This window comes from Kitasatospora sp. NPDC036755 (genome assembly GCF_040636595.1).
Lineage (GTDB): Bacteria > Actinomycetota > Actinomycetes > Streptomycetales > Streptomycetaceae > Kitasatospora.
On the sequence record NZ_JBEZUT010000131.1, the window covers coordinates 1 to 22413 of the forward strand.

Annotated in this window: 21 protein-coding genes; 13 read left to right on the top strand and 8 right to left on the bottom strand. The window is 74.2% G+C overall.

From position 1 onward, the window contains the following. The 6 genes from AB0E96_RS20535 to paaE form a co-directional block, all read left to right on the top strand. Window positions 1-1638 (top strand): M20 family metallopeptidase (locus AB0E96_RS20535; RefSeq protein WP_359825579.1); only part of this gene is annotated, 1638 nt, incomplete at its 5' end. Between the two features lie 356 nt (window positions 1639-1994). After that, a complete protein-coding gene (gene paaA / locus AB0E96_RS20540; protein ID WP_359825622.1) occupies window positions 1995-3068 on the top strand; it encodes a 1,2-phenylacetyl-CoA epoxidase subunit PaaA in 1074 nt (357 codons plus the stop codon). Then, window positions 3065-3382, top strand: coding sequence for a 1,2-phenylacetyl-CoA epoxidase subunit PaaB (gene paaB, locus AB0E96_RS20545; protein WP_359825581.1), 318 nt, complete (start codon window positions 3065-3067; stop codon window positions 3380-3382). Before paaA ends, paaB begins: the two co-directional genes overlap by 4 nt. Window positions 3383-3395: 13 nt before the next feature. Continuing rightward, window positions 3396-4331 (top strand): 1,2-phenylacetyl-CoA epoxidase subunit PaaC, encoded by a 936-nt coding sequence (gene paaC, locus AB0E96_RS20550; RefSeq protein WP_359825584.1) that lies wholly within the window; start codon window positions 3396-3398, stop codon window positions 4329-4331. A gap of 14 nt (window positions 4332-4345) precedes the next feature. After that, complete coding sequence (gene paaD, locus AB0E96_RS20555; protein ID WP_359825587.1) at window positions 4346-4957, top strand: 1,2-phenylacetyl-CoA epoxidase subunit PaaD; 612 nt, start codon at window positions 4346-4348, stop codon at window positions 4955-4957. A gap of 219 nt (window positions 4958-5176) precedes the next feature. After that, window positions 5177-6238: a 1,2-phenylacetyl-CoA epoxidase subunit PaaE gene (gene paaE, locus AB0E96_RS20560; RefSeq protein WP_359825589.1), complete on the top strand. Its 1062-nt coding sequence runs from the start codon at window positions 5177-5179 to the stop codon at window positions 6236-6238. 3 nt (window positions 6239-6241) lie between these two features. Here paaE and AB0E96_RS20565 read toward each other — a convergent pair whose 3' ends face one another. After that, a complete protein-coding gene (locus AB0E96_RS20565; RefSeq protein WP_359825591.1) occupies window positions 6242-7507 on the bottom strand; it encodes an NAD(P)-binding domain-containing protein in 1266 nt (421 codons plus the stop codon). Window positions 7508-7663: 156 nt separating this feature from the next. Then, window positions 7664-8035, bottom strand: coding sequence for a YbjQ family protein (locus AB0E96_RS20570; protein WP_359825593.1), 372 nt, complete (start codon window positions 8033-8035; stop codon window positions 7664-7666). Between the two features lie 125 nt (window positions 8036-8160). Here AB0E96_RS20570 and AB0E96_RS20575 point away from each other — a divergent pair, with 125 nt between their 5' ends. Further along, window positions 8161-9090 (top strand): hypothetical protein, encoded by a 930-nt coding sequence (locus AB0E96_RS20575; RefSeq protein ID WP_359825595.1) that lies wholly within the window; start codon window positions 8161-8163, stop codon window positions 9088-9090. 205 nt (window positions 9091-9295) lie between these two features. Continuing rightward, the gene (locus AB0E96_RS20580; RefSeq protein WP_359825597.1) at window positions 9296-10018 is read left to right on the top strand and encodes an aminoacyl-tRNA hydrolase; all 723 of its coding nucleotides are present in this window, start codon (window positions 9296-9298) and stop codon (window positions 10016-10018) included. Window positions 10019-10217: 199 nt separating this feature from the next. Here the strand turns inward: AB0E96_RS20580 and AB0E96_RS20585 are convergent, their stop codons facing one another. From AB0E96_RS20585 to AB0E96_RS20595, 3 genes are read right to left on the bottom strand one after another with little or no spacing between them, the layout of a single operon-like run. Then, on the bottom strand, window positions 10218-10961 hold the full coding sequence (locus AB0E96_RS20585; RefSeq protein ID WP_359825599.1) for a hypothetical protein: 744 nt from the start codon (window positions 10959-10961) through the stop codon (window positions 10218-10220). Between the two features lie 55 nt (window positions 10962-11016). Next, complete coding sequence (locus AB0E96_RS20590) at window positions 11017-11835, bottom strand: hypothetical protein (RefSeq protein ID WP_359825601.1); 819 nt, start codon at window positions 11833-11835, stop codon at window positions 11017-11019. Further along, window positions 11832-12749 carry an ATP-binding cassette domain-containing protein gene (locus AB0E96_RS20595; RefSeq protein WP_359825603.1) on the bottom strand — a complete coding sequence of 306 codons (918 nt, stop codon included), beginning with the start codon at window positions 12747-12749 and terminating at the stop codon, window positions 11832-11834. The genes AB0E96_RS20590 and AB0E96_RS20595 overlap by 4 nt, the downstream gene beginning before the upstream one ends. A 220-nt stretch (window positions 12750-12969) precedes the next feature. Here AB0E96_RS20595 and AB0E96_RS20600 point away from each other — a divergent pair, with 220 nt between their 5' ends. Together AB0E96_RS20600 and AB0E96_RS20605 are read left to right on the top strand one after the other, a co-directional pair. After that, the gene (locus AB0E96_RS20600; RefSeq protein ID WP_359825606.1) at window positions 12970-14310 is read left to right on the top strand and encodes a histidine kinase; all 1341 of its coding nucleotides are present in this window, start codon (window positions 12970-12972) and stop codon (window positions 14308-14310) included. Then, window positions 14307-15014, top strand: coding sequence for a response regulator transcription factor (locus AB0E96_RS20605; protein ID WP_359825607.1), 708 nt, complete (start codon window positions 14307-14309; stop codon window positions 15012-15014). The genes AB0E96_RS20600 and AB0E96_RS20605 overlap by 4 nt, the downstream gene beginning before the upstream one ends. Before the next feature lie 116 nt (window positions 15015-15130). Here AB0E96_RS20605 and AB0E96_RS20610 read toward each other — a convergent pair whose 3' ends face one another. The 3 genes from AB0E96_RS20610 to modA form a co-directional block, all read right to left on the bottom strand. Continuing rightward, window positions 15131-16207 carry an ABC transporter ATP-binding protein gene (locus tag AB0E96_RS20610; RefSeq protein WP_359825610.1) on the bottom strand — a complete coding sequence of 359 codons (1077 nt, stop codon included), beginning with the start codon at window positions 16205-16207 and terminating at the stop codon, window positions 15131-15133. Window positions 16208-16361: 154 nt separating this feature from the next. Next, on the bottom strand, window positions 16362-17120 hold the full coding sequence (locus tag AB0E96_RS20615; RefSeq protein ID WP_359825624.1) for an ABC transporter permease: 759 nt from the start codon (window positions 17118-17120) through the stop codon (window positions 16362-16364). A gap of 137 nt (window positions 17121-17257) precedes the next feature. Further along, window positions 17258-18106 (bottom strand): molybdate ABC transporter substrate-binding protein, encoded by an 849-nt coding sequence (gene modA / locus AB0E96_RS20620; RefSeq protein WP_359825612.1) that lies wholly within the window; start codon window positions 18104-18106, stop codon window positions 17258-17260. A 327-nt stretch (window positions 18107-18433) separates the two neighbouring features. On the opposite strand from modA, the gene AB0E96_RS20625 reads away from it, so the two are divergent. The 3 genes from AB0E96_RS20625 to AB0E96_RS20635 form a co-directional block, all read left to right on the top strand. Beyond that, window positions 18434-19501, top strand: a complete 1068-nt coding sequence (locus tag AB0E96_RS20625) for an RNA ligase (ATP) (RefSeq protein WP_359825614.1) — start codon at window positions 18434-18436, stop codon at window positions 19499-19501. 215 nt (window positions 19502-19716) lie between these two features. Next, window positions 19717-21159: a cytochrome P450 gene (locus AB0E96_RS20630; RefSeq protein ID WP_359825617.1), complete on the top strand. Its 1443-nt coding sequence runs from the start codon at window positions 19717-19719 to the stop codon at window positions 21157-21159. 378 nt (window positions 21160-21537) lie between these two features. Continuing rightward, a partial coding sequence (locus tag AB0E96_RS20635) for an MHYT domain-containing protein (RefSeq protein WP_359825619.1) occupies window positions 21538-22413 on the top strand: 876 nt, incomplete at its 3' end.

The following is a 22413-nucleotide window of genomic DNA, read 5'->3' on the forward strand; positions in this document are numbered from 1 at the left end:
GTCACCGTCCCGGCCGCCACCGGCGGCGAGGCCCGCACCGCGGCCGCCACCGCCGCCGCGACCACCACCTCGGCCACCATTCCGGCCGCGACCTCAACCGCCACCGCGGCAGCCACCACCGGCAACGCCGCCGGAACGGCAACTGCCCCTGTGGCCGCGGCTGCTACGGTTGCCGCCGCGCCGGTGCAGGCCACAGCGGCCACGGCCAACGCCGCGACGAGCGCGGTGGCCAAGACGGCCGTCACCCGGGCCGCGGCCGCCAAGCCCGCCCTCTCGAGGTCCGACCTCACCCATCCCGTCGTCGCCAAGACGGCGGCGGTCAACACCTCGGTGGCCAACACGTCGGTCGCGAAGGCTCCGGTGGCGAAGACCGCGGTGGCGAACACCTCGGTCACGAAGCCTTCGACAGGCCGGGTCGCCGCCCCCGCCATCCCCGCTGCCCCCGGTGCCGCCGCCGTCACCACGGCCCTGCCCGGGGTGCCTCAGGCGCTCAGCACCCGTGCCCGCGCCCTCGCCGGAACCGTCCGGCGGCGCTGCGCCGACCTCGCGCGGATCGAGTCGCCCAGCGGTGACGCTCCCCGACTCGACGCCCTCGCGGAGGAGTTGGAGTCCGGCTTCCGCGCCACCGGTGCCACCGCCCGGCGGGAGCCCGGACCGGCCGGCGACCACCTCGTCCTGGAGTGGGAGGGCCGGGACGAGTCCCTGCCGCACCTGCTGATCGTGGGGCACCACGACACCGTCTGGCCGGTCGGCACCCTCGCGGACTGGCCGGTGACCGAGCAGGACGGCCGGCTCACCGGCCCCGGCGTGGTCGACATGAAGGGCGGACTCGCCATTCTGGAGAGCGCGTTGGCGCTGCTCGCGGACCTCGGCGAGCGCCCGCACCGGGCCGTCCGCCTGGTCGTGGTCTCCGACGAGGAGGTGGGCAGTCCCGACGGGCGGCGCCTGGTCGAGCGCCAACTGCGCGGTGCCGCCGCGGTCCTGGGGCTAGAACCGCCCCACCCTGACGGCCGCTTGAAGACCGCGCGACGCGGCAGCACCCGTGTCCGGCTCACCGTGACCGGCCGGGAAGCCCACGCGGGCAACGACGCCCACGACGGGGTGTCCGCGGTCGACGAGCTGGTGGACCAGCTCGTGCTGGTGCGCGACCTGGCCGGCCAGCCCGGAACCGAGCTCAACGCCGGTCGGATCAGCGGTGGTTCGCGGGCCAATGTGATCGCCGGCCGAGCGGAGGCCGAGTTGGGGCTGCGCTTCGCCACCGGCGAGGCGCAGCGCCGTACGCTGGACAACCTCGCCCGGCTCACCGCGCTGCGCCCGGGGGCCCGGGTCCGTACGGAGGTGCTGTCGAGCCGTCCGGCCTGGCCCGAGCGGACCGGCAACCCGCTGCTGCGGCACGTGCGTTCGCTCGCCGCCGTGCTCGGCCAGCAGGTGGACGGCGCGCCCGCGGGCGGGGCGGGGGACACCAACCTCCCGGGCTCGCGCGGGCTCCCGACCCTGGACGGCTTCGGTGCGGTGGGCGCCGGGGCGCACGCCCGGCACGAGCACATCCGGCTCGACCAGATCGCTCCCCGGATCGCACTGCTGGCGGCGCTGCTCGCCGTTCCGCTGCCCCGGTTGCGCGACCGCGCGGAGGGGTGATCCGGCGGTGAGTCGCTGACGGCCGGCAGCCGACGCGTCTTGCCAGGTGGGTCGCGGTACGCGGGTCACGGCGCGGTGTGTAGCCGCTACGGCGGGCCGTAGCGGCGACAGCAGCAGGCAGGTAGTAGCGGACAAGTAGCAGCGAACAGAGATCAACCGACAGAGATCAACCGACAGAGATCAACCGACAGATAACAGCTGACAGATTCTGAAATCTGTCAGCTGTTATCTGTTTCGCACCTTGCCATCCCTCCACCCCGCCGCGCAGAATGGTACCGACCGAACGGTCAGTCGGTTGATGCCCCCCGGGGCGTCGACCGGGCAGGACACGAGAGGGGACCGTGGTGACAGCAGAGGTGGCCGAGGCGGTCCCCGCGCAGACGCCGGAGGACCGGTTCGAGGCGGTCGTCGCCGCCGAGCAGCGGATCGAGCCCAGGGACTGGATGCCCGACGCCTACCGGGCCACCCTGATCCGCCAGATCGCCCAGCACGCCCACTCCGAGATCATCGGCATGCAGCCCGAGGGCAACTGGCTGACCCGGGCCCCGTCGCTGCGCCGCAAGGCCATCCTGCTCGCCAAGGCCCAGGACGAGGCCGGCCACGGCCTCTACCTCTACGCTGCCGCCGAGACCCTCGGCGTCGACCGCGCCGAGCTCACCGAGAAGCTGATCTCCGGCCGCCAGAAGTACTCCTCGATCTTCAACTACCCGACCCTCACCTTCGCCGACGTCGGCGTGATCGGCTGGCTGGTGGACGGAGCCGCGATCTGCAACCAGGTCCCGCTCTGCCGGTGCAGCTACGGTCCGTACGCCCGCGCGATGGTCCGGATCTGCAAGGAGGAGTCCTTCCACCAGCGCCAGGGCTACGAGCTCCTGATGACGCTGATGCGAGGCACCGAGGCCCAGCGCCGGATGGTGCAGGACGCCGTGGACCGCTGGTGGTGGCCGTCGCTGATGATGTTCGGCCCCTCGGACGCCGACTCGCCGAACACCGCCCGCTCGATGGCCTGGCGGATCAAGCGGCACAGCAACGACGAGCTGCGCCGGCGCTTCGTCGACATGACCGTCCCGCAGGCCGAGCACCTGGGCGTGACCCTCCCGGACCCCGAGCTGCGCTGGAACGAGGAGCGCGGCGGCTGGGACTTCGGCGAGCCGGACTGGTCCGAGCTGACCAGGGTCATCCACGGCCAGGGTCCCTGCAACGCCCAGCGGGTCGACCGCCGCCGAGCCGCCCACGAGGACGGCGCCTGGGTCCGCGAGGCGGCCGTCGCCTACGCGGCCAAGCGCGCCGCCGAAGCCGCCGGTGCCACAGCTGCCGCCGGTGCCGGTGCCGGTGCCGGTGCCACGGACGCCACCGGCATCACCGGCATCACCGGCATCACCGGCACCACCGGCACCACCGAAGCCACCGAAGAGGAGAACGGAAAGTGACCGACCCCCAGGTTGGCTCCCCGGCCGGGTCCAAGGCCGGCTGGCCGCTGTACGAGGTGTTCGTGCGTCCCCGGCGCGGGCTGAACCACGTCCACGTCGGCTCGCTGCACGCCGCCGACGACCGGATGGCCCTGCTCGCCGCCCGCGACCTCTACACCCGCCGCAACGAGGGCGTGAGCCTCTGGGTGGTCCGCTCGGACGCGATCACCGCCTCCACGCCGGACGAGCGCGACCCGTTCTTCGAACCCAGCGGCGACAAGGTCTACCGCCACCCGACCTTCTACGACATCCCCGAGGATGTCCCGCACATCTGACGGGGGAGCCATCGTGCACGACCACACCACCTCCACCACCGGCACCGCCGCCACCACAACCGGCACCGGCGAGGACGACCACGTCTACCTCAGCCTCGCCGACGCCACACCCGGCCCCGAGGGCGAGGGCCGTTGGGCGTACGGGACGGGCTTCGCCGACCCGCTGCTCGGCGTGGACACCGCGCTGCCCGCCGGTCTGGACGGCGTCGACCTCGCCGCCTACTGCCAGATGCTGGGCGACGACGCCCTGGTCCTCGCACAGCGGCTGACCGAGTGGTGCACCCGGGCACCCGAGCTGGAGGAGGAGGTCGCGCTCGCCAACCTGGGCCTCGACCTGCTGGGCCAGGCCCGGCTGCTGCTCACCCGGGCCGGCCAGGCGGACGGAACCGGCCGCACCGAGGACGACCTGGCGTACTGGCGCGAGGAGCACGAGTTCCGCAACGTCCGCCTGGTGGAGACGCCGAACGGCGACTTCGCGTACTCGATCGCCCGACTGCTGCTGTTCGCCACCGCGCGCGGCGCCCTGTACGAGGCGTTGAGCGCGCACCCCGACCCTGTGCTGGCCGCGGTCGCGACCCGGGGCGTCAAGGAGCTGGCGTACCACCGGGAGTACGCCACCGCATGGACACTGCGCCTCGGAGACGGCACGCCGTACTCCGCCGAGCGGATGCAGGCCGGGCTGGACGCGGTCTGGCCGCTGCTGGAGGAGCTGTTCACCGCGCACCCGGTGGAGCTGCGGGCGGGCGTCGACCCGGCGACCCTGCGCGAACCGGTGCTGGGCTCGCTCGCCGCTGTCCTCGCCGAGGCCGGGCTGACCGTGCCGGACGTACCGCCGCTGGCCACTGTCCTCGGCCGGGCCGGTCGGGACGGTGTGCACACCGAGGCGCTCGGCCCGCTGCTCGCCGAGCTGCAGGTGGTGGCCCGGGCCCACCCGGGGGCGACGTGGTGACGGGCGGCGTCGCCATGGACCGTACGAGCCCGGAAGCCCCGGCGGGCGCGGCGGGTTCGGCGGCACCGACGACGGACGGCCTGGCCTGGGCGGTCGCCGCGGCCGTGCCGGACCCGGAGCTGCCCATGCTCACCCTGGCCGACCTGGGCGTCCTTGCCGAGGTCGAGGTGGACGGTGGCAGCGGCGCGGTGACCGCCTGGCTGACCCCGACCTACTCCGGCTGCCCCGCCGTCGCCGAGATGGCCGCCGACGTGGACCGCCGGCTGCGTGCGGCCGGATACCCGGACGTCCGGGTGCGGCTGCGGCTGGATCCGCCGTGGTCCACCGACCTGATCACCGCCGAGGGTCGGCGCAAGCTCGCCGAGGCGGGCATCGCCCCGCCGCGCCCGACCGCCTCCGTCGCTGCCTCCGCTGCCTCCGCCGCCGGCCCGGCCGGGCCGGTCGCGCTCACCCTCGGCCCGACCCGCACCAGTGCCCGCACCGCGGCCGCGCACGCCGCCGTGCCGTGCCCGCGCTGCGGCGAAGCCGACACGGAGGAGCTGTCCCGCTTCGGTTCCACCGCCTGCAAGGCGCTCTGGCGCTGCCGGGTCTGCCGCGAGCCGTTCGAACGCGTCAAGGAGATCTGAATGCCCGCCGCTTCCCCCGTCCCCGCCGCTTCCCCGGCTGTCGCCTCCGCCCCGGCTGTCGCCTCCGCCCCGGCTGCCGGTTCCGCCCCGGCTTCCGCCCCGGCTTCCGCCCCCGCTTCCGCTTCCGCTTCCGCCCCGGCTTCCGTCTCCGGCTCCGCCGCGGGTGCGGGGCCCGAAGCGGCCGGAGTCCGCCCCGCCCGCCGCCCGACCTTCCACCGGTTGCGGATCGGCCGGGTTGAGCGGCTCTGCGAGGATGCCGTCGCGGTGACCTTCGAGGTGCCGGACGGACTGGCGCAGGAGTACGCCTTCCGTCCCGGTCAGACCCTGACCCTGCGCAAGCTGGTGGACGGCACCGACGAGCGCCGCTCGTACTCGATCTGCGCCCCGGTCGGCGGGCCGCTGCGGATCGCCGTCCGGGAGGTGCCCGGCGGGCTGTTCTCGCGCTGGCTGGTGCGCGAGGCCGAGCCGGGCGAGGAGGTGGAGGTGCTGACGCCGTCCGGCCTGTTCACCCCCGAACTCGGCGTCCCGGCCGATCACGTGTTGCTCGCGGCCGGTTCCGGGGTCACCCCGATGCTGTCGATCGCCGCCTCCGTGCTGGCCGCCGACGGCAGCTCCACCGTCACCCTGCTCTACGGCAACCGGCGCAGCGACACCGTGATGTTCGCGGACGAGCTGGCCGACCTCAAGGACCGCTACCTCGACCGCTTCCAGCTGGTCCACGTGCTCTCCCGGGAGACCAGGGACGCCGAGCTGCTCAGCGGCCGGCTGGACCCGGAGCGGGTCCGCGCGCTGCTGGCGGCCCTGGTGGACGTCGGGAGCGTCGGGCACTGGTGGCTGTGCGGCCCGTTCGGCATGGTCGCCGGGGCGAAGGAGCTGCTCGCCGAGCTGGACGTGCCGGGCGGGCGGGTGCACCAGGAGCTGTTCCACGCGGAGGACGAGCCGCTCCCGGAGCGCGACGAGGACTGGGACCGGACGGACACCTCCGCCGACGGCGCTCCGGGCGAGCAGAGCGAGGTCACCGTCGTGCTCGACGGCCGCGGCAGCACGCTCCGCCTCCCGCGCGACCGCTCGGTCCTGGACGGTGCCCAGCGCTCCCGCCCCGATCTGCCGTTCGCCTGCAAGGGCGGGGTCTGCGGCACCTGCCGCGCCCTGGTCACCGAGGGCGAGGTGGAGATGCGGCGCAACTTCGCGCTGGAGGAGAAGGAACTGGCCGCCGGCTACGTCCTCACCTGCCAGGCCCGCCCGGTCACCGACCGGGTGACCGTCGACTACGACCGCTGAGTCTCAGACGGCGGCAGGCACCATGGCGGGCACCATGGCCGGGACGCCGGCATCCGGGACACCGGCATTAGGGGCGCCCACCCCGGAATCGCCGCTCCTCGAGCCGTTGACCCCCGGGTCGCTGGTCCCCGGATCGCCGGGCGTCGGGATCCCAGGCGTCGGGATCCGGGCTGCCGGGTCGCCGAGCAGCCCGACCAGGTCGTTGACGGCCGCTCGCCCGGCCCGGTTGGCGCCGACGGTGCTGGCGGACGGGCCGTAGCCGACCAGGTGGACCCGGGGGTCGGCGGTGGCACGGGTGCCGGTGAGGGCGATGCCGCCGCCGGGGGACCGCAGCCCGAGCGGGGCGAGGTGCCCGACCTCGGGCCGGAAGCCGGTCGCCCAGACGATCGCGTCCACCGCCAGCTCCTCGTCGCCCCAGGCCACCCCGTGCTCGGTCAGCCGGTCGAACATCGGCCGGCGGTGCAGCGCCCCCAGCTCCTCGGCGCGCCGGTAGGCGACGGACGGGCCGAGCCCGGTGACGCTCACCACGCTGCGCACCGGCAGGCCCTGCCGGACCCGCTCCTCGACCTTGGCGACCACCGCGCGCCCGTACTCGGGGGTGAAGGGTCCGTCGTGGTACACGGGTTCGGAGCGGGTGACCCACACGGTCTCGCCGACCGCGGCCACCTCCGACAGCACCTGGACCGCCGAGGCGCCGCCGCCCACCACCAGGACCCGCCGGCCGGCGAACTCCTCGGGGCCGCGGTAGTCGGCGTAGTGCAGCTGGCGGCCCGCGAAACGGCCCGGGTAGTACGGGAGGAAGGGACGGGTCCAGGTGCCGGTGGCGTTGATCAGCGCGCGGGTGGACCAGGTGCCGCGGTCGGTCTCGACCAGCAGCCGGGAGTCCGGGCGCTCGGACTCGGCACGTACGGCGTTCACCGCGACCGGGCGTACGACCGGGAGCGTGTGCCGGGCCTCGTACGCCGCGAAGTACTCCGGCACCACCTCGCGCGCCGGAGCGTCCGGGTCCGGCGGCGGGAGTTCGGCGTCCGGGAGGTCGTGGACGCCGTGCACGGTGGCCATCCGCAGGGACGGCGAACGGTGCGCCCAGGCGCCGCCCGGGGCGGCGTTGGCGTCGAGCACGACGAAGCCGCCGTCGACACCCGCCCGGTGGGGGGCGAACCCGCGGCGGCGCAGGTGGTAGGCGGCGGACAGTCCTGCCTGTCCGGCGCCCACCACCAGGACGTCCACCCGCTCCGGAACGCTGTTCGTTGCACCGTAAACAGTCACACCGGTGAAACATCGCGGGGCGGGCGGGTGTTCCCGTCGGGATTCCGCCCGTCCGACGCGAACGGGACTCGTGAACGGGGGCGTGTGAACCGGCGCGAGAGCGGGGGCACGTCGGGGGAGAGTGCCGATCGGGGAGAGGGGGGATCGACGGAGGTGTCAGGAGACCGGGGAGATGACCGCCGCGGTGCCGTAGGCGCAGACCTCCGTGCCCACGTCCGCTGCCTCGGTGACGTCGAACCGCATCATCAGGACGGCGTTGCCGCCACGCGCCTTGGTCTGCTCGACCAGCCGCTGCATCGCCTCGTTGCGGCTCTCGACCAGGGTCTTCGTCAGGCCGCGCAGCTCTCCGCCGATCAGCGACTTCAGACCGGCACCGATCTGGCTGCCGATGTGGCGGCTGCGGACGGTCAGCCCGAAGACCTCGCCGATCACGTGGTCGACCCGGAAACCGGGGATGTCGTTGGTGGTCACGACCAGGACGTCGGCGTTCGGGCCCTGCCCGCCGCCGTACTCATTGATGTCAGCCATGGGGCTCATCCTGCCAAGTTCCTGCGTCCGAGTGACAGAGGCGGGGCCGGAGGGTGACCGAGAACGCTTCCGGAAGCTGGTCCGGACCGGTGATCGGGCGACCGAAAGGCCGTACCGTTAGCCCCATGGGCGAGCGAAGCGATCATCCACAGGGGCCGGGCGCGGCGGAGGACTCCGGCGCGCAGGAGATCGAGGCGACGGTGGTGCTGGGCCTGCGGATCACCGACTGGCCGGCCCTGCGCGCGGCCGCGATCAGGGCCGTCGAGGAGCTGGACTTCGAGGGCATCGACCCGGCCGGCCAACGCCGCGAACTGCTGCGCGAGGTCGCCGAGGACGCCAACGCGGCGCTCGGTGCGCTGCTGCACCCCGACCGGCTGGTGGCCGCCATCCCTGGCGTCGAGGCGATCGGCGGCACCCTGGAGATCAGCGTCACGGAGGACTTCACGCCGGACTTCGCCGACCTCTTCCCGCTGGAGGGGGACGAGGAGAGCGGCGGCGCGGGAGCGGACTGGACGCTCACCCCGCGCACCGCCTGCCTGCTCCACGCCCAGCTGCTCGGCCTCGCCGACGCCGCGTACGACGACTTCGACGAGCACGGGGACGACGCGGTCGCCGACGGCGAGGACGCCGACTGGACGGTCTTCGCCCGGCTTCCCGAGCGCACCTGGCGGATGCACCGGGGCTGGCGCCGCGCGATGGCCCGGGCCTTCGACGACCTCGCCGACGACCTCGCGCTCGGCGAGTGGCCGCTGCCGCGCTGCCTGGCCGAGGAGATCGCGCTGCGAATGGCCCTGGTGGACGCCAGGGCGCTGCTCGGCGCGCAGCCCGAGTCCGTGGCGGACATGATGGGCGACCTCCCGGCCGACCTCTACGACTACGACTGGGACGGTTGCCAGGACGAGCTCTTCGGCGTCTACGGACCGGACGACGGCGATCCGGAGCTGGGGGCGGAGCAGCGCACGGAGCTGCTGCTGGCGGCCACCCACCCGGAGGGCTGGTTCCTGATGTACGAGGACGCGGAGGAACGGGACCCGCAGCGCGGCTACCGGCGCTGACGGGGCGCGGGGCGAGTGCCGGGGCGCAGGAGCGCCTGAGCGGAAGAGCCTGCGCGGAAGAGCGCGTGGCGGAAGGGGCGGGCCTGGTCGGCCGGGGCGGTGCTGGCATCCTGGACAGGTGACTTCTCCTTCCGATCCTTCCGACGTCCCGACCCCCGCTTCTCCGGCCCCGGCCACTCCGTCTCCTTCCGCCGCTCCGGGTCCGGTGGCGCCCGCGCCCGAGGCCGGCCCCGGCGACACCCCGTCGCGCGAGGACCGTGAGGACCGCGACGAGCGGCCGCAGTACGTGCTGCCGCTGCTCGTCCGCCTGGAGCGGGCCACCCCGCCGAGCCGGACGGACGCGCTGGAGACCTCGGCGCGGGCGGTGCTCACGCTGCTGGCCGACCCGAGGGTCACCGAGGCGGACGGCGAGTGGGCGGAGCGGGTCACGGCCTGGGAGGACGCCAGGATCCGCAAGGTGGTCCGGCGGGCCCGGGGCGGGGAATGGCGTCGGGCGGGCGAGCTGCCGGGCGTCACGGTGCAGGGACGGGAGGCCGAGGTGCGGGTGTTCCCGCCGGTCCCGCTGGACGGCTGGCCCAAGGAGCTCGCCAAGCTCCAGGTGTCCGGGACGGACCTGGAGGAGACGGCCGAGGTCGGGGCGCCCGAGCCCGGCCTGCCGGTGCTCTGGCTCAACCCCGAGCTGGAGATGAGCGCGGGCAAGACGATGGCGCAGACCGGGCACGCCGCCCAGCTCGCGTGGTGGCGGCTGGACGAGGCGCAGCGCAAGGAGTGGGCCGAGGCCGGCTTCGCGCTCGCGGTGCGGACGGCCTCGCCGGACGCGTGGGAGGAGCTCGTCCGCAGCGGGTTGCCGGTGGTCCAGGACGCGGGCTTCACCGAGATCGCCCCGGGCAGCTGCACGGTGATCGCGGAGCACCCCGGGCTGCGGTGACGGGGTGACGGGGTGGCGGGCGGCGGCTGCCGGTCGTCGGGCGGCGGCGGGCCCGCGATGGGGCGCGGCGAACAGTTGACAGGAAACAGATGACAGCGAACAGCTGACAGATTTCGAAATCTGTCAGCTGTTCGCTGTCAGGCGTTCGCTGTTCGCCAACCAGCCGCCAGCCGCCGGGCGCCGGGCCGGCAGAGGCCCGTCAGCTCTGCTCGTACCGCCGCATCGCCCACAGCCCGCCGTAGACCGCCAGGGCGGTCCAGACCGCCATGATCAGCAGCCCGGTCCAGTGGCCGTAGTGGACGCCCGCTTCGGGCTGGGTGCGGGTCGCGTACAGGCCGGCCCGGTCGGGCAGGAACTGGCCGAGCTCGCGAACGCCGGGGATGGCGGCCAGCCAGGTGGTGCCCAGGAACACCATCGGGGCCAGCAGGCCGAGCGCGGCGCTGAAGTTTCCCAGCATCGCGGTCAGCCCGAGGCAGAGCAGCACCATCATCGGGTGGTACAGCACGCCGGCGAGGAAGCTGCGGGTCAGGCCCGGGGTGGAGAGGTCCAGGCCGACGGTGGTGCCGACGGCCAGGAACGAGCCCGCGGTGGAGGCCAGCCCCAGCAGCAGGCCGAGCCCGGTGCCGAGCGCGAGCTTGGCGCAGTACAGCCGGCCGCGCCGGGGTACCGCGGTGAGTGAGGTGCCGATCATGCGGGTGTTGAACTCCTGCCCGATCAGCAGGATGCCGAGGCAGGCCACGGCGACGTGGCCGAAGTTCAGTCCGTAGAAGATCGCCACGGCCGGGTCCTCTCCCGGTGTGTGGTCCTTCGCCCCGTAGGCGGCGCTGACGGCCGCCGTGACGCCGACGGTCAGCGCCAGCGCGACCAGCGGGGCCGCCCACTGCGAGGGCAGGGTGGTGAACTTGACCCGCTCGGCGCGCAGGGCGTGGGTCGTGCTGCTCATCGTCGCTCCGATCTCCGGTCTCCCATTTCTGGCTCCATGTCCCTTGCGTCCTGGGTCACTTGGCGCGTCGCAGGGCGTGCAGCCCGCCGTAGGCCGCGAGGGCGGTCCAGAGCGCCATGATCAGCAGCCCGGTCCAGTGGCCGTAGGCGACCAGCGGGTCATCGGCGTACCGGAGGGCGTACTGGCCGGCCCGGTCGGGCAGGAACTGGACCACCCGGCGCACCCCGGGAACGCCGCTGAGCAGCGGCGAGAGCAGGAAGAATGACGGCACCAGCAGGCCCATGGCGGCGGTGAGGTTGCCCAGCAGGGCGGTCGTCCCGAGGCAGAACACGACCAGCAGGGCCTGGTAGAGCACCCCGGCCGCGGCGGCGCGGACCACGGCGGGTCCGTCCCAGTCGGCGGGGACGGTGGCCGCGTACCCGGCGAAGGCGCCCGCCGTCCCGGCGGCGCCGACCACGAGTCCGGCGAGTGCGCCGAGCGCGAGCTTGGCGCCGTACAGCCGGCCGCGCCGCGGTACGGCGGTGAGCGACACGTCGATCATGCGGGTGTTGAACTCCTGGCCGATCAGCAGGATGCCGAAGCAGGCCAGCGCCGCCTGCCCGAAGTTGAGGCCGTAGAAGATGCCGGCGCCGGGGTCGTCGGTGAGGTTGTGGTCCTTGCCGCCGAGGGCGGCTCCGACGGCCGTGGTGATGCCGGCGGTGAGCACCAGGGCGAGCAGTGGGGTGATCCAGAGCGAGCGGAGGGTGGCGAGCTTGATCCACTCGGCGCGCAGGGCGTCGACGGCGGAAGTCCGGGCGGACGCCGGAACGGGTGCCAGGGCGGATGCCGCGGCGGGAGTCGCGGCGGAAGTCGCCGCGGGCGTCGGCGCGTTCATGCGGCGGCCTCCGCGCGGTACTCGACGCTGTCGGCGGTCATCCGCATGAACGCCTCCTCCAGGGAGTCCTGTTGCACGGCGATCTCGTACAGCACCACGCCGTGGGCGGCGGCGAGCGCGGCGATCCGCTCGGGTTCGGCGCCGCTCACCTCCCAGGCGCCGTCGCCGACTTCGGTGGCGTCGAGTCCGTGGCCGGGATCGCCGAGCAGGGCGGCGAGCTTGGCCGGGGCGACGGCGCGGACCCTGATCCGGGTCCGGCCGTGGCGGTCGATGAACTCGGCGGTGGCGGCGTCGGCGAGCAGCCGGCCGCGTCCGATCACCACCAAGTGGTCGGCGGTGAGCGCCATTTCGGTCATCAGGTGGGAGGAGACCAGTACCGCCCGGCCCTCGGCGGCCAAGTCGCGCAGCAGGGTGCGGATCCAGCGGATGCCCTCCGGGTCCAGGCCGTTCACGGGCTCGTCCAGCAGCAGCACCGGCGGGTCGCCCAGCAGTGCGGCGGCCACCCCGAGGCGCTGGCGCATGCCGAGCGAGAAGCCCCGGATCCGCCGTCCGGCCGCGTCCGCCAGACCGACCTGGCCGAGGACCTCGTCGACCCGGCGGGCCGGCAGCCCGTTGCTCGCGGCGAGCCAGCGCAGGTGGCCGTGCGCGGTCCGGCCGCCGTGCAGGGCGTGGGCGTCCAGCAGCGCGCCGACCGTCCGCAGCGGGTCCGGGAGTTCGACGTACGGCCGGCCGCCGACCAGGGCGTGTCCGGCGGTCGGGCGGTCGAGGCCCAGGACCAGGCGCATGGTGGTGCTCTTGCCGGCGCCGTTCGGGCCGAGGAAGCCGGTCACCACGCCGGGGCGGACCTCGAAGGTCAGGTCGTCGACGACGCGCCGGCCGTCGTACTCCTTGGTCAGGCCCTGGATCTCGATCACGGCCGGCTCCCCTCGTCCTGTCGTCTCGACGTCTTGTCGTCTCGGTGTTCTCCGCCGGGCGGGGTCTCCGTGGTGGGCCCCGGGCGGTGGCTCCATTCGACCGGAGTGGCCCCCTGCTGCGGATCCCGCCGGGGCGGGGAGCCGCCTCCCTCCCGGGAGGGAGGCGACCGGAGACCGGTGCGGGATCCGGCGTCCGGGGGTGAGCTGGCAGGATGGCCCAATGTCCAAGATCGCAGCGCTGAAGAGCGCGGTGTCCGCAAGCGCGGCGTCGGTTGGTTCGGCACCGGGCCGTACGGCACGCGTCCGTACGGCACCGGTCCGCGCGGTGCCGAGGCTCCTCGCGCCCCTGGTGGCCGGCACCACGTACGCGCGGCTGCTGCACCTGCTGGTCGGGTGGATCTTCGCGGGGATCGTGCTGATGATCTACCCGGGGACGTACCACAAGGGCCTCGGCGAGATCCTGGTGGCGAGCGTCTCGCTGGACGTCGTGCTGCTCGCGCTCACCGCGCTCATCCCGGCGGCGCGCCGGGCCGAGGGGGTGCAGGCCCGGCTGCTGCTGGTGCCCGACCGCGAGGAGGACATCGCCACCGAGCCGTCCCGCACCTGGGCCGACCGGCGGCGCACGGCCGGCTGGCTGATCGGGAGGGTCGTGCTCGGTTCGCTGGTCGGGTTCCCGGTGGTCTTCGGGATCGCCGGGGCCTTCGACCTGCTGACCGGTCCGGACGCCCTCTGGTACCTCCCGCTCGTGCCGCCGGCGGCATTCTGCTTCGGCTGGTTCCTGGTGTACGCGGGCCGCCTCCAACTCGCCATGGCGGTGCGGCTGCTGGGCCCGTCACCGGCGGAGCGGCTGGCCGAGGCGGAGCTGCGGGCCGAACGGCTGCTGGAACGCAATCGGTTGGCGCGGGAACTGCACGACTCGATCGGCCACGCCCTGACGGTGACGGTGCTTCAGGCCGGAGCCGCGCGCGAGGTCGGGGACCCGGCCTTCGTGGCGAAGGCGCTCGAGGTCATCGAGGAGACCGGCCGACAGGCGATGGAGGACCTCGAACGCACCCTCGTGCTGTTGCGCGAGTCCCCGGTCGGATCGAACGGCCCGGCCACCGAACAGCCCGGGATCGACCAGCTGCCAGGGCTGTTCGACACCGCCAGGGCGGCCGGTGGCCCGGTGGAGGCGAGGGTCGAAGTGCCGTCCGGCACCTTGCCCGGGGTGCTCTCCCGCGAGTCGTACCGGATCGTCCAGGAGGCCGTCACCAACGCGCTCAAGTACGCCCCCGGCGAGCCGCTCGACATCCGGATCGCCGTACGGGACGGCCGGTTGGAGCTGCGTTGCGCCAACCGGCTGCCCGGGTCGGCACGTTCGGCGGCGGGCCCGGCGCGGCCCCCGGCGGGTGGAACGGGCCGGGGCTCAACGGGTAAGGGAGGAAAGGGACTGCGCGGCATCCGCGAACGCGCCACGCTGCTCGGCGGTGAGGCGACGGCGGGGCCGGTGCGGGACGGGGCCGCGGAGGGGGCCGGGGAGTGGGTGCTGGCCGTCAGGTTGCCCCTACGCTTGGGCTCGTGACGAACGATCTTGTGACGGCGGGCTCGGCCGCGGGAGCCGCCCGGACGACCGACATCCTGCTCGCCGACGACGAGGAACTGGTCCGGGCCGGCCTGCGGGCCGTCCTGGAGGCGCAGGGGGACCTGCGGGTGGTCGGCGAGGCGGCCGACGGTGCGGAAGCGGTCGCCCTGGCCCGGGCGCTGCGCCCGCACGTGGTGCTGATGGACGTCCGGATGCCGGTGCTGGACGGCCTGGCGGCCACCCGCGAACTGCTGCGCCCCGGCGCACCGGGGGAGTGCCCGCCGCGGATCCTGGTCGTGACCACCTTCGAGAACGACGACTACGTGTACCAGGCGCTGCGCGCGGGCGCCGACGGCTTCCTGCTCAAGCGCACCCGACCGGCCGAGATCGCCCAGGCGGTACGGCTGGTGGCGGCGGGCGAGTCGCTGCTGTTCCCGGCCGCGATCCGCCGCCTGGCGGCCGGGCACGGCAACCCGACCGCCCGTGCGGCGATGGAACGGGCGGCGCTGACCGAGCGCGAGGCGGAGGTGCTGCGGCTGGTCGCGCGCGGCCTCAGCAACGGGGAGATCGCCGAGCGGCTGTTCCTAGGCGTGCAGACGGTGAAGACGCACGTCAGCAGCGTGCTGGCGAAACTGGGCGCGCGGGACCGCACCCAGGCGGTGATCGCGGCGTACGAGTCGGGGTTCGTCGAACCGTCGGAGTGATCGCGGCCGCGTGATCCCGTCGGGGCGGGGCCACAGAGGTTGCCCCGCCGAGGCAGGGCCGGTGGCCGGCCGGCCGATGCGACAGGTGGCCGGTCGGCCGACGGGGCGGCAGGCCGTCAGGCCGGGTAGGCGTGCGCCTGGGTCGCCTTGACCGAGGCCCAGACCGCGACGCCGGGTGCCAGCTCCAGCTCCGCGACGGCGGCCGGGGTGAGGTCGGCGGCCATCGGCAGGTCGCCGACCAGTTCCGCGCGGACCTGGTCGCCGTGCAGGTCCAGCCCGGTGACCTCGGCCTGCCACAGGTTGCGCGCGCTGGTCTGCGGCCGCTCCCGGTACAGCGTCACGGCAGAGGGCGGGAAGGCGACGAACGCCGGGCCGTCCAACTCGTCGGTGGTGGCGAGGACCGTGCCGTCCGGGAGCGTGACCCGGGTGCCCTCGGCCCGGCCCTGGTACAGGTTGAGCCCGACCAGCCGGGCGATGTAGTCGGTGCGCGGTCGCCGGGCGACGTCCGCAGGGCTGCCGGACTGCACCTCGCGCCCGTCCTCGATCACCACCAGCCGGTCGGCCAGCACCATGGCGTCCAGCGGGTCGTGCGTCACCAGCACCGCCACCGCCTCGAACTCGACCAGGTGGCGCCGAAGTTGGGCCCGGACATCGAGCCGGGTGCGGGCGTCCAGGGCGGCCAGCGGCTCGTCCAGCAGCAGCAGCCGGGGGCGTACGGCGAGGGCGCGGGCGAGCGCCACCCGCTGCGCCTGGCCGCCGGAGAGCCGGCCGGGGCGGGCCGAGGCGTGCTCGGCCAGGCCCATCCGCTCCAGCCAGCCGGCCGCCTCGGCCCGCGCCTCGCGCTTGGGACGGCCCTGGCAGCGCGGGCCGAAGGCGACGTTGTCGAGCGCGCTGAGGTGCGGGAACAGCAGGTAGTCCTGGAACACCACGCCGACCGGCCGCTCCTCGGCCGGGGTGTGCACGCGCTGGGCCGGATCCTCCAGGAGTCGGCCGTCCAGGCGCAGGTGGCCGCCGGTGAGCGGGAGCAGTCCGGCGAGGGCGCGCAGGGCGGTGGACTTGCCGGCGCCGTTGGGGCCGAGCAGGGCCACCACCTCGCCGGGGGCGGCGGTGAGGGCCAGGTCGAGGGCGAACGCGGCGCGCTCGACCCGCAGGCGGGCATCCAGGGCGGGTTCGGGGCGGCTGTCCGTGCTCATCGGGGCGGCGTCCAGGTGGTCGGCGGTTCGGGTCTGTCCGTCCTCGGCGTCCGGGAAGGTGTCCGGGAAGGTGCCGGGGACGTCGGGAGTGGTGCCGGGGGGAGTGCCGGGGGCGTGCTCGGGCGGCCGTCCGGAGGGGTGCGCGCGGGTGGGGTCACGGCGTCGACAGCCAGCGGTCGCGCAGGCCGACCAGGACGGCCACGGAGACCGCCAGCAGGACCAGCGACAGGGCGATGGCCGCCTGCGGGTCGGACTCCATGGCCAGGTAGACGGCCAGTGGCATGGTCTGGGTGCGGCCGGGGAAGTTGCCCGCGAAGGTGATCGTCGCGCCGAACTCGCCGAGCGCCCGGGCCCAGGCCAGCACCGCCCCGGCGGCGATGCCCGGGGCGATCAGCGGCAGGGTGACCCGCCGGAACGCCGTCAGCCGGGAGGCGCCCAGGGTCGCGGCGGCCTCCTCGTAGCGGGGGTCGGCGGCCCGCAGCGCGCCCTCGACGCTGATCACCAGGAACGGCATCGCCACGAACGCCTCGGCGATCACGACCCCGGTGGTGGTGAACGGCAGGGTGATCCCGAACGCCGAGTCCAGCCAGGAGCCGACGATGCCGCGCCGCCCGAGCACCAGCAGCAGTGCCACACCGCCGACCACCGGGGGCAGCACCAGCGGCAGGGTGACCAGCGCCCGGATCACCCGTCGGCCGGGCAGTTCGGTGCGGGCGAGTAGCCAGGCCAGCGGGACGCCGAGGACCAGCGACACCGCGGTGGCCGCCGTCGCACTGATCAGCGACAGGCGCAGCGCGTCCCAGACGGCGGTGCTGGTGAGCTGCTCGGACAGGCCGCTCCAGGGCGCCCGGACCAGCAGGCCGACCAGCGGGAGGATCAGGAACGCCAGTCCGAGCAGCGCCGGGAGCAGCAGGGTGACGGGGACGCGGCTGGTTCGCGGGCGCCGGCTTCGCGGCGGCCGGCCCCGCGGGTGACGGTCCTGCGGGTGACGGCCCTGCGGGTGACGGTCCCGGCCCGGGTGCGTCGCCCCGGAGCCGGGGGTGCGGTCGCTCACGGCGCCTGGAAGCCCGCCGCGGTCAGCGCCTGCTTGGCCTCGGGCGACTGGACGTACGCGACGAAGGCCGCGGCGCCGCCCTTGTTCGGGGCCTTGGCGAGCGCGGCGATCGGGTAGTCGTTCACGGCCTTGTCGGCCTCGGGGAAGTCCACGCCGTCGATCTTCGCAGCATCGGCCCGCACATCGGTCCGGTACACCAGGGACGCGTCGACCTCTCCGAGTTCGACCTTGGTGAGCGCGCCCTTGACGTCCTGCTCCAGGGTGACCGGTGTGAGGTTGAGGTCGGCGGCCTTGAGCGCGGTCTGGGCGGCGGCCCCGCACGGCACCTCCTTCGCGCACAGGGCGACCTTGACGCCGGAGGCGGTGAGGTCCTTGAGCCCCGCGATGTGCTTGGGGTTGCCCTTGGGAACGGCGATGGTGAGGGTGTTCCTGACGAAGTTCACCGGCTGCCCACTGGCGCCGCCCGCGTCCGCCACCGTCTTCATGGTGGCCGGGCTGGCGGCCGCGAACACGTCGGCGGGCGCGCCGGAGTTGATGCTGGTGGCGAGGCTGGAGCTGCCACCGAAGTTGAAGGTGACCTTGGTGCCCGGGTTGGCGGCCTCGAACTTCTTGCCGAGCTCGGTGAAGGTCTCCTTGAGCGACGCGGCGGCGAAGACGGTGACCGTACCGGAGGCCTTCGGCACGCCGCTGCCGGCGGCGGAGGCGTCCGCGGAGGCGCCGGAGGAGGCGGTGGAACCGGAGGACGTGCCGCCGTCGCTGCCGCAGGCGGTGACCCCGAGGCCGAGTGCGAGGGCCACGACGGCGGCGACGGAGAGCCTGCGGGTGGTGGGCGTACGGGTGCTCATCGGTGCTTCCCCTCCGGGGTGCGCGCCGGGAGGGGCGCGAGGGACTGGTCGCAGGTGCGGCCATTACGGCGATCATAGTGCCGCAAATGCGAGCGATAAATCCCCTGTCGGTTCGCACAGGGCCGGGCTGTCGCGGGGCTCCGGGCTGTTGTGGGATGGCGCGAACGGGCCCGGGGGGAGAGGGCAGGGGGCTGGTGGCGCTCCCGGGGCGCGCGGAAAAGGCGTCGCGCCGGCGGCCGTGGAACGGCCAGAGTGGTCGCCGTCCGTACACGCGGCCGGGTCGGTCGGATGCGCCGCCGCGGCCGAACCAAGGGGAGGAGTCCGTCCATGTCCACGCTGCGCGTCACCGCGGAGAAGCTGATCGTCCTGGAGCACCCGAACGCCGACGCCCTGGAACTCGCCCAGGTCGGCCTCTACCTGGCGGTGGTCGCGAAGGGCGCGTACCGGACCGGGGACCACGCCGTCTACATCCCCGAACAGTCCGTGCTCCCCGAGGAGTTGATCGAGGAACTGGGCCTGACCGGCAAGCTGGCCGGGGCCCGGGCGAACCGGGTAAAGGCGGTGCGGCTGCGCGGCGAGCTGTCCCAGGGCATCGTCTGCCGGCCCGCCGCCCTGTCCGGCGTCGACCTGGCTGCCGCGGCCGAGCGCGGCGACGACTTCGCCGAACTCCTCGGGGTCGTCAAGTGGCAGCCGCCGGTGCCGATGTCGATGAGCGGTGACGTGGTCAGCGCACCGGACCTGCTGCCCTGGGTCGACATCGAGAACCTCAAGCGCTACCCCGACGTCTTCGAGCCCGGCGAGCCGGTGGTGCTGACCGAGAAGCTGCACGGCAGCTGCTGCCTGGTCACGTACGTCGCGGCGACCGGCGAGGTGCGGGTGTCCTCCAAGGGCATCGGAGCGCAGGGGCTGGCGCTGGCCGAGTCCACCCGCAACCTCTACTGGCGGGCGGTGCGCGCGTACGACATCCCGGCGGTGGCGGCCCGGTTGGCGCAGCGCCTCGGGGCCGAGCGGGTCGGCATCTTCGGCGAGGTCTTCGGCGAGGGCGTGCAGGACCTGAGTTACGGCGCCTCGGCGCGCACCGAGCGGCCCGGCTACGCGGCCTTCGACGTGTCGGCCGTGGTGGACGGTCGGCTGAACTGGCTGTCGGCAGTCGAACTCCTGGACGGAGAACTGCCGTTGGTTCCGGAACTGTGGCGCGGGCCGTTCGATCCGGAGACCGTGCTGGGGTTCGCCCGGGGCAAGGAGACCGTTTCCGGACGTCAACTGCACGTGCGCGAGGGCGTGGTGGTGCGGCCGGTCGCCGAGCGCTGGAGTCCCGCGCTCGGCGGGCGGGCGATCGTCAAGGTGGTCGGCGATGCTTACCTGACCCGCAAGGGGGGCACCGAGTACGAGTGAGACGGGTCCGGGTCCGGGCCGGGTGGCCGCCCAACCGGTCCGGCCGGTTCGGCGATCCGGCGGTCCGATCAGTTCGGCGGTCCGATCGGTTCGGCGGGTCGGCTGGTCGGACGGTTCGGTTGCTCCGGCCGGGCAGGTCCGGGCGCGGCTCTCCCCGGGTGCCGGCTGCCCGTCGCCAGAGGCGGCGGGCGCATCCCTGAACAGAAGGAGTGCCGATGGCCACCGAAGTCATGCCCGTCCCCGACCCGGGTCTCGTACCGGCCCCCCGCCCGGTGCCCGCCCCCACCTCCGCGATACCCGTCCCGGTCGGGAACCCCCTGGTCGGATCGTTGTTCGACCTCACCCGCCGCCCGCTGCGCAGCTATCTGGCGGCCAGGCGCGACCACGGCGACGTGGTGCGCTTCCAGGCCGGGCCGCCCGGGCTGCGGGCCGACTTCTACGGGGTGTTCTCGCCGGAGGGCGTCCGCCAGGTGCTGGCCGGCGAGGCGGCCAACTTCCGCAAGGAGGACCCCTTCTACGACGAACTGCGCAGCAGTGTCGGGAACGGGCTGCTGACCAGCCAGGATGCCGTCTACCAGCGCCAACGCCGCATGATACAGCCGCTGTTCACCCGGCGCCGGGTCGACGGCTACGCGGACGCGCTCGCGCAGGAGGCGCAGTCGCTCGCCGACCGCTGGCGGGCGGTGCCCGGCGGGGTGGTGGACGCGGCGGAGGAGATGTCCCGGTTCGCACTGCGGGCGGTCGCGCGCATCCTGTTCGGCGCCGACGTGGAGAAGGCCGTGGCGGTGGTCCACCGCAGCTTCCCGATACTCGGCGAGTACGTGAAGGACCGCGGCTACGCTCCGGTCCGCCTGCCGCGCACCTGGCCGACCCCCGCCAACCGGCGCGGTGCCGAGGCCCAGCGGGCGCTGTATGGGGTCTGCGACCGGATCATCGCCGAACGGGCCGCCCGGGCCGAACGGGCAGCGCGGGACGGTGGCGACGAAGGCGCGGACGACCTGCTCACCCTGCTCGGGCGGGCCCGCGACGACAACGGCGGGCGGCTGGACCCGACCGAACTCCGCGACCAGGTCCTGGTGTTCCTGCTCGCCGGGCACGAGACCACGGCCACCGCGCTGGCCTTCGCGCTGCACCTGCTGGCCAAGCACCCCGAGCAGCGGCGGATCGCCCGGGAGGAGGCGCGGGTCGTGCTGACCGGGCGGGCGCCGACGGCGGCGGACCTGGACGCGCTGCCGTACATCACCCGGGTGCTGAAGGAGGCGATGCGGCTCTACCCGTCGGCGGCCCTGGGCGGGCGGCGGGCGGTCGAGGAGACCGTCATCGACGGGTACGTGATCCCGGCGGGGGCACAGGTCGTCGTCGCGCCGCTGGTGACCCACCGGCACCCGGACCACTGGGAGGACCCGGAGCGCTTCGACCCGGACCGCTTCCTGCCGGAGGCGGAGCGGATCCGGCACCGCTACGCGTGGTTCCCGTTCGGGGGCGGGCCACGGGCCTGCATCGGGCAGCACTTCTCGATGCTGGAAGCGGTGCTGGCGCTGGGAGTGCTGCTGCGGGACTTCGAGGTGGAGGCCGTGGACCGGCGGGTGGCGCTCGCCCAGGGGATCACGCTGCGGGCGGCGAGCCCGATGCGGATCAGGGTCACGGCGAAGGGCTGACGGGCGAGAGGCCGGCGGGAAGCTGTCGACAACTGGCGGTCGGTGACCGGTGCTGTTCGGCGAACGGGGTGCAACTGACAGAGTTCAGCGGACAGATGACAGATTTCAAACTCTGTTATCTGTCCGCTGTCATGTGTTCGCCGCGCCCGCGGACCTCCGGGCACAGGACCCCTTCATCCGAACACACCATCCGAGCCTCGCGGGCAGCTTTTCAGATCTTTGTCTGACCGATTCCGGACCCTCGATAGCGTCCCACGCACCCCAGGCCGGAAGCGCACATGCGGTTGGCATATGCCATTCGTATGCAGTCCGCCCGGCCCGGGGAGCCCGGGCGCACCGCGTACCGCCCCCGGGCCCGACCGGTCGACCGGAGGTCCCATGGGCACCCTCAACCATCTCAGCCTCGGCTGGCTGACCCCCGCCCTCTCGTACCTGATGGCCTGCGCCGGCGCGGCCCTCGGGCTGCGCTGCACACTGCGCGGTCTGGCCGCGAGCGGCCCGGCCCGGCGGAACTGGCTGGTCACGGCAGCCGCCGCGATCGGCTCCGGCATCTGGACGATGCACTTCGTCGCCATGTTCGGCTTCACCGTCGACGGCACCGAACTGCGCTACAACGTGCCGCTGACCGTGCTCAGCCTCGTGGTCGCGGTGCTGGTCACCGGCCTCGGCCTGACCGTGGTCTGCTACGGCCGGCACCGCAGTCTCTCCCTGCTGTCCGGCGGCGTCACCACCGGCCTCGGCGTGGCCGCGATGCACTACCTCGGCATGGCCGCCCTCCGGATGCACGGCGGCCTGCGCTACGACGCCGGAACGGTCGCGCTGTCCGTGCTCGTCGCCGTCGGTGCCGCCACCGCGGCGCTCTGGGCCGCCGTCACCATCCGCAACGTGTACGCGGCCGCGGCCGCCGCGATGGGCATGGGCCTCGCCGTCAGCTGCATGCACTACACCGGCATGGCCGCCGTCCACGTCCGGCTGGAGCCGACCCGCACCGGTCTCGGCGGGGCCAGCCCGATGGAGTTCGTCTTCCCGCTGGCCGTCGGCCTCGGCTCGTTCCTCTTCCTCGCCTCGGCCTTCGTGGCGCTCTCGCCGACCGTCCAGGAGCGGGCCGGCTACCGGGAGGCCGGCGGGCCGGTCGTCGAGGAGCTCCCCGCCGAACCCCCGCACCCGGGGACGGACGCCCCGGGGCCCGCCCGGTCCGAACCCAGCCCGGCCGGGGCCGGCCGGCCCGCCGGCGAGCGGCACGGCCGCGCCGCC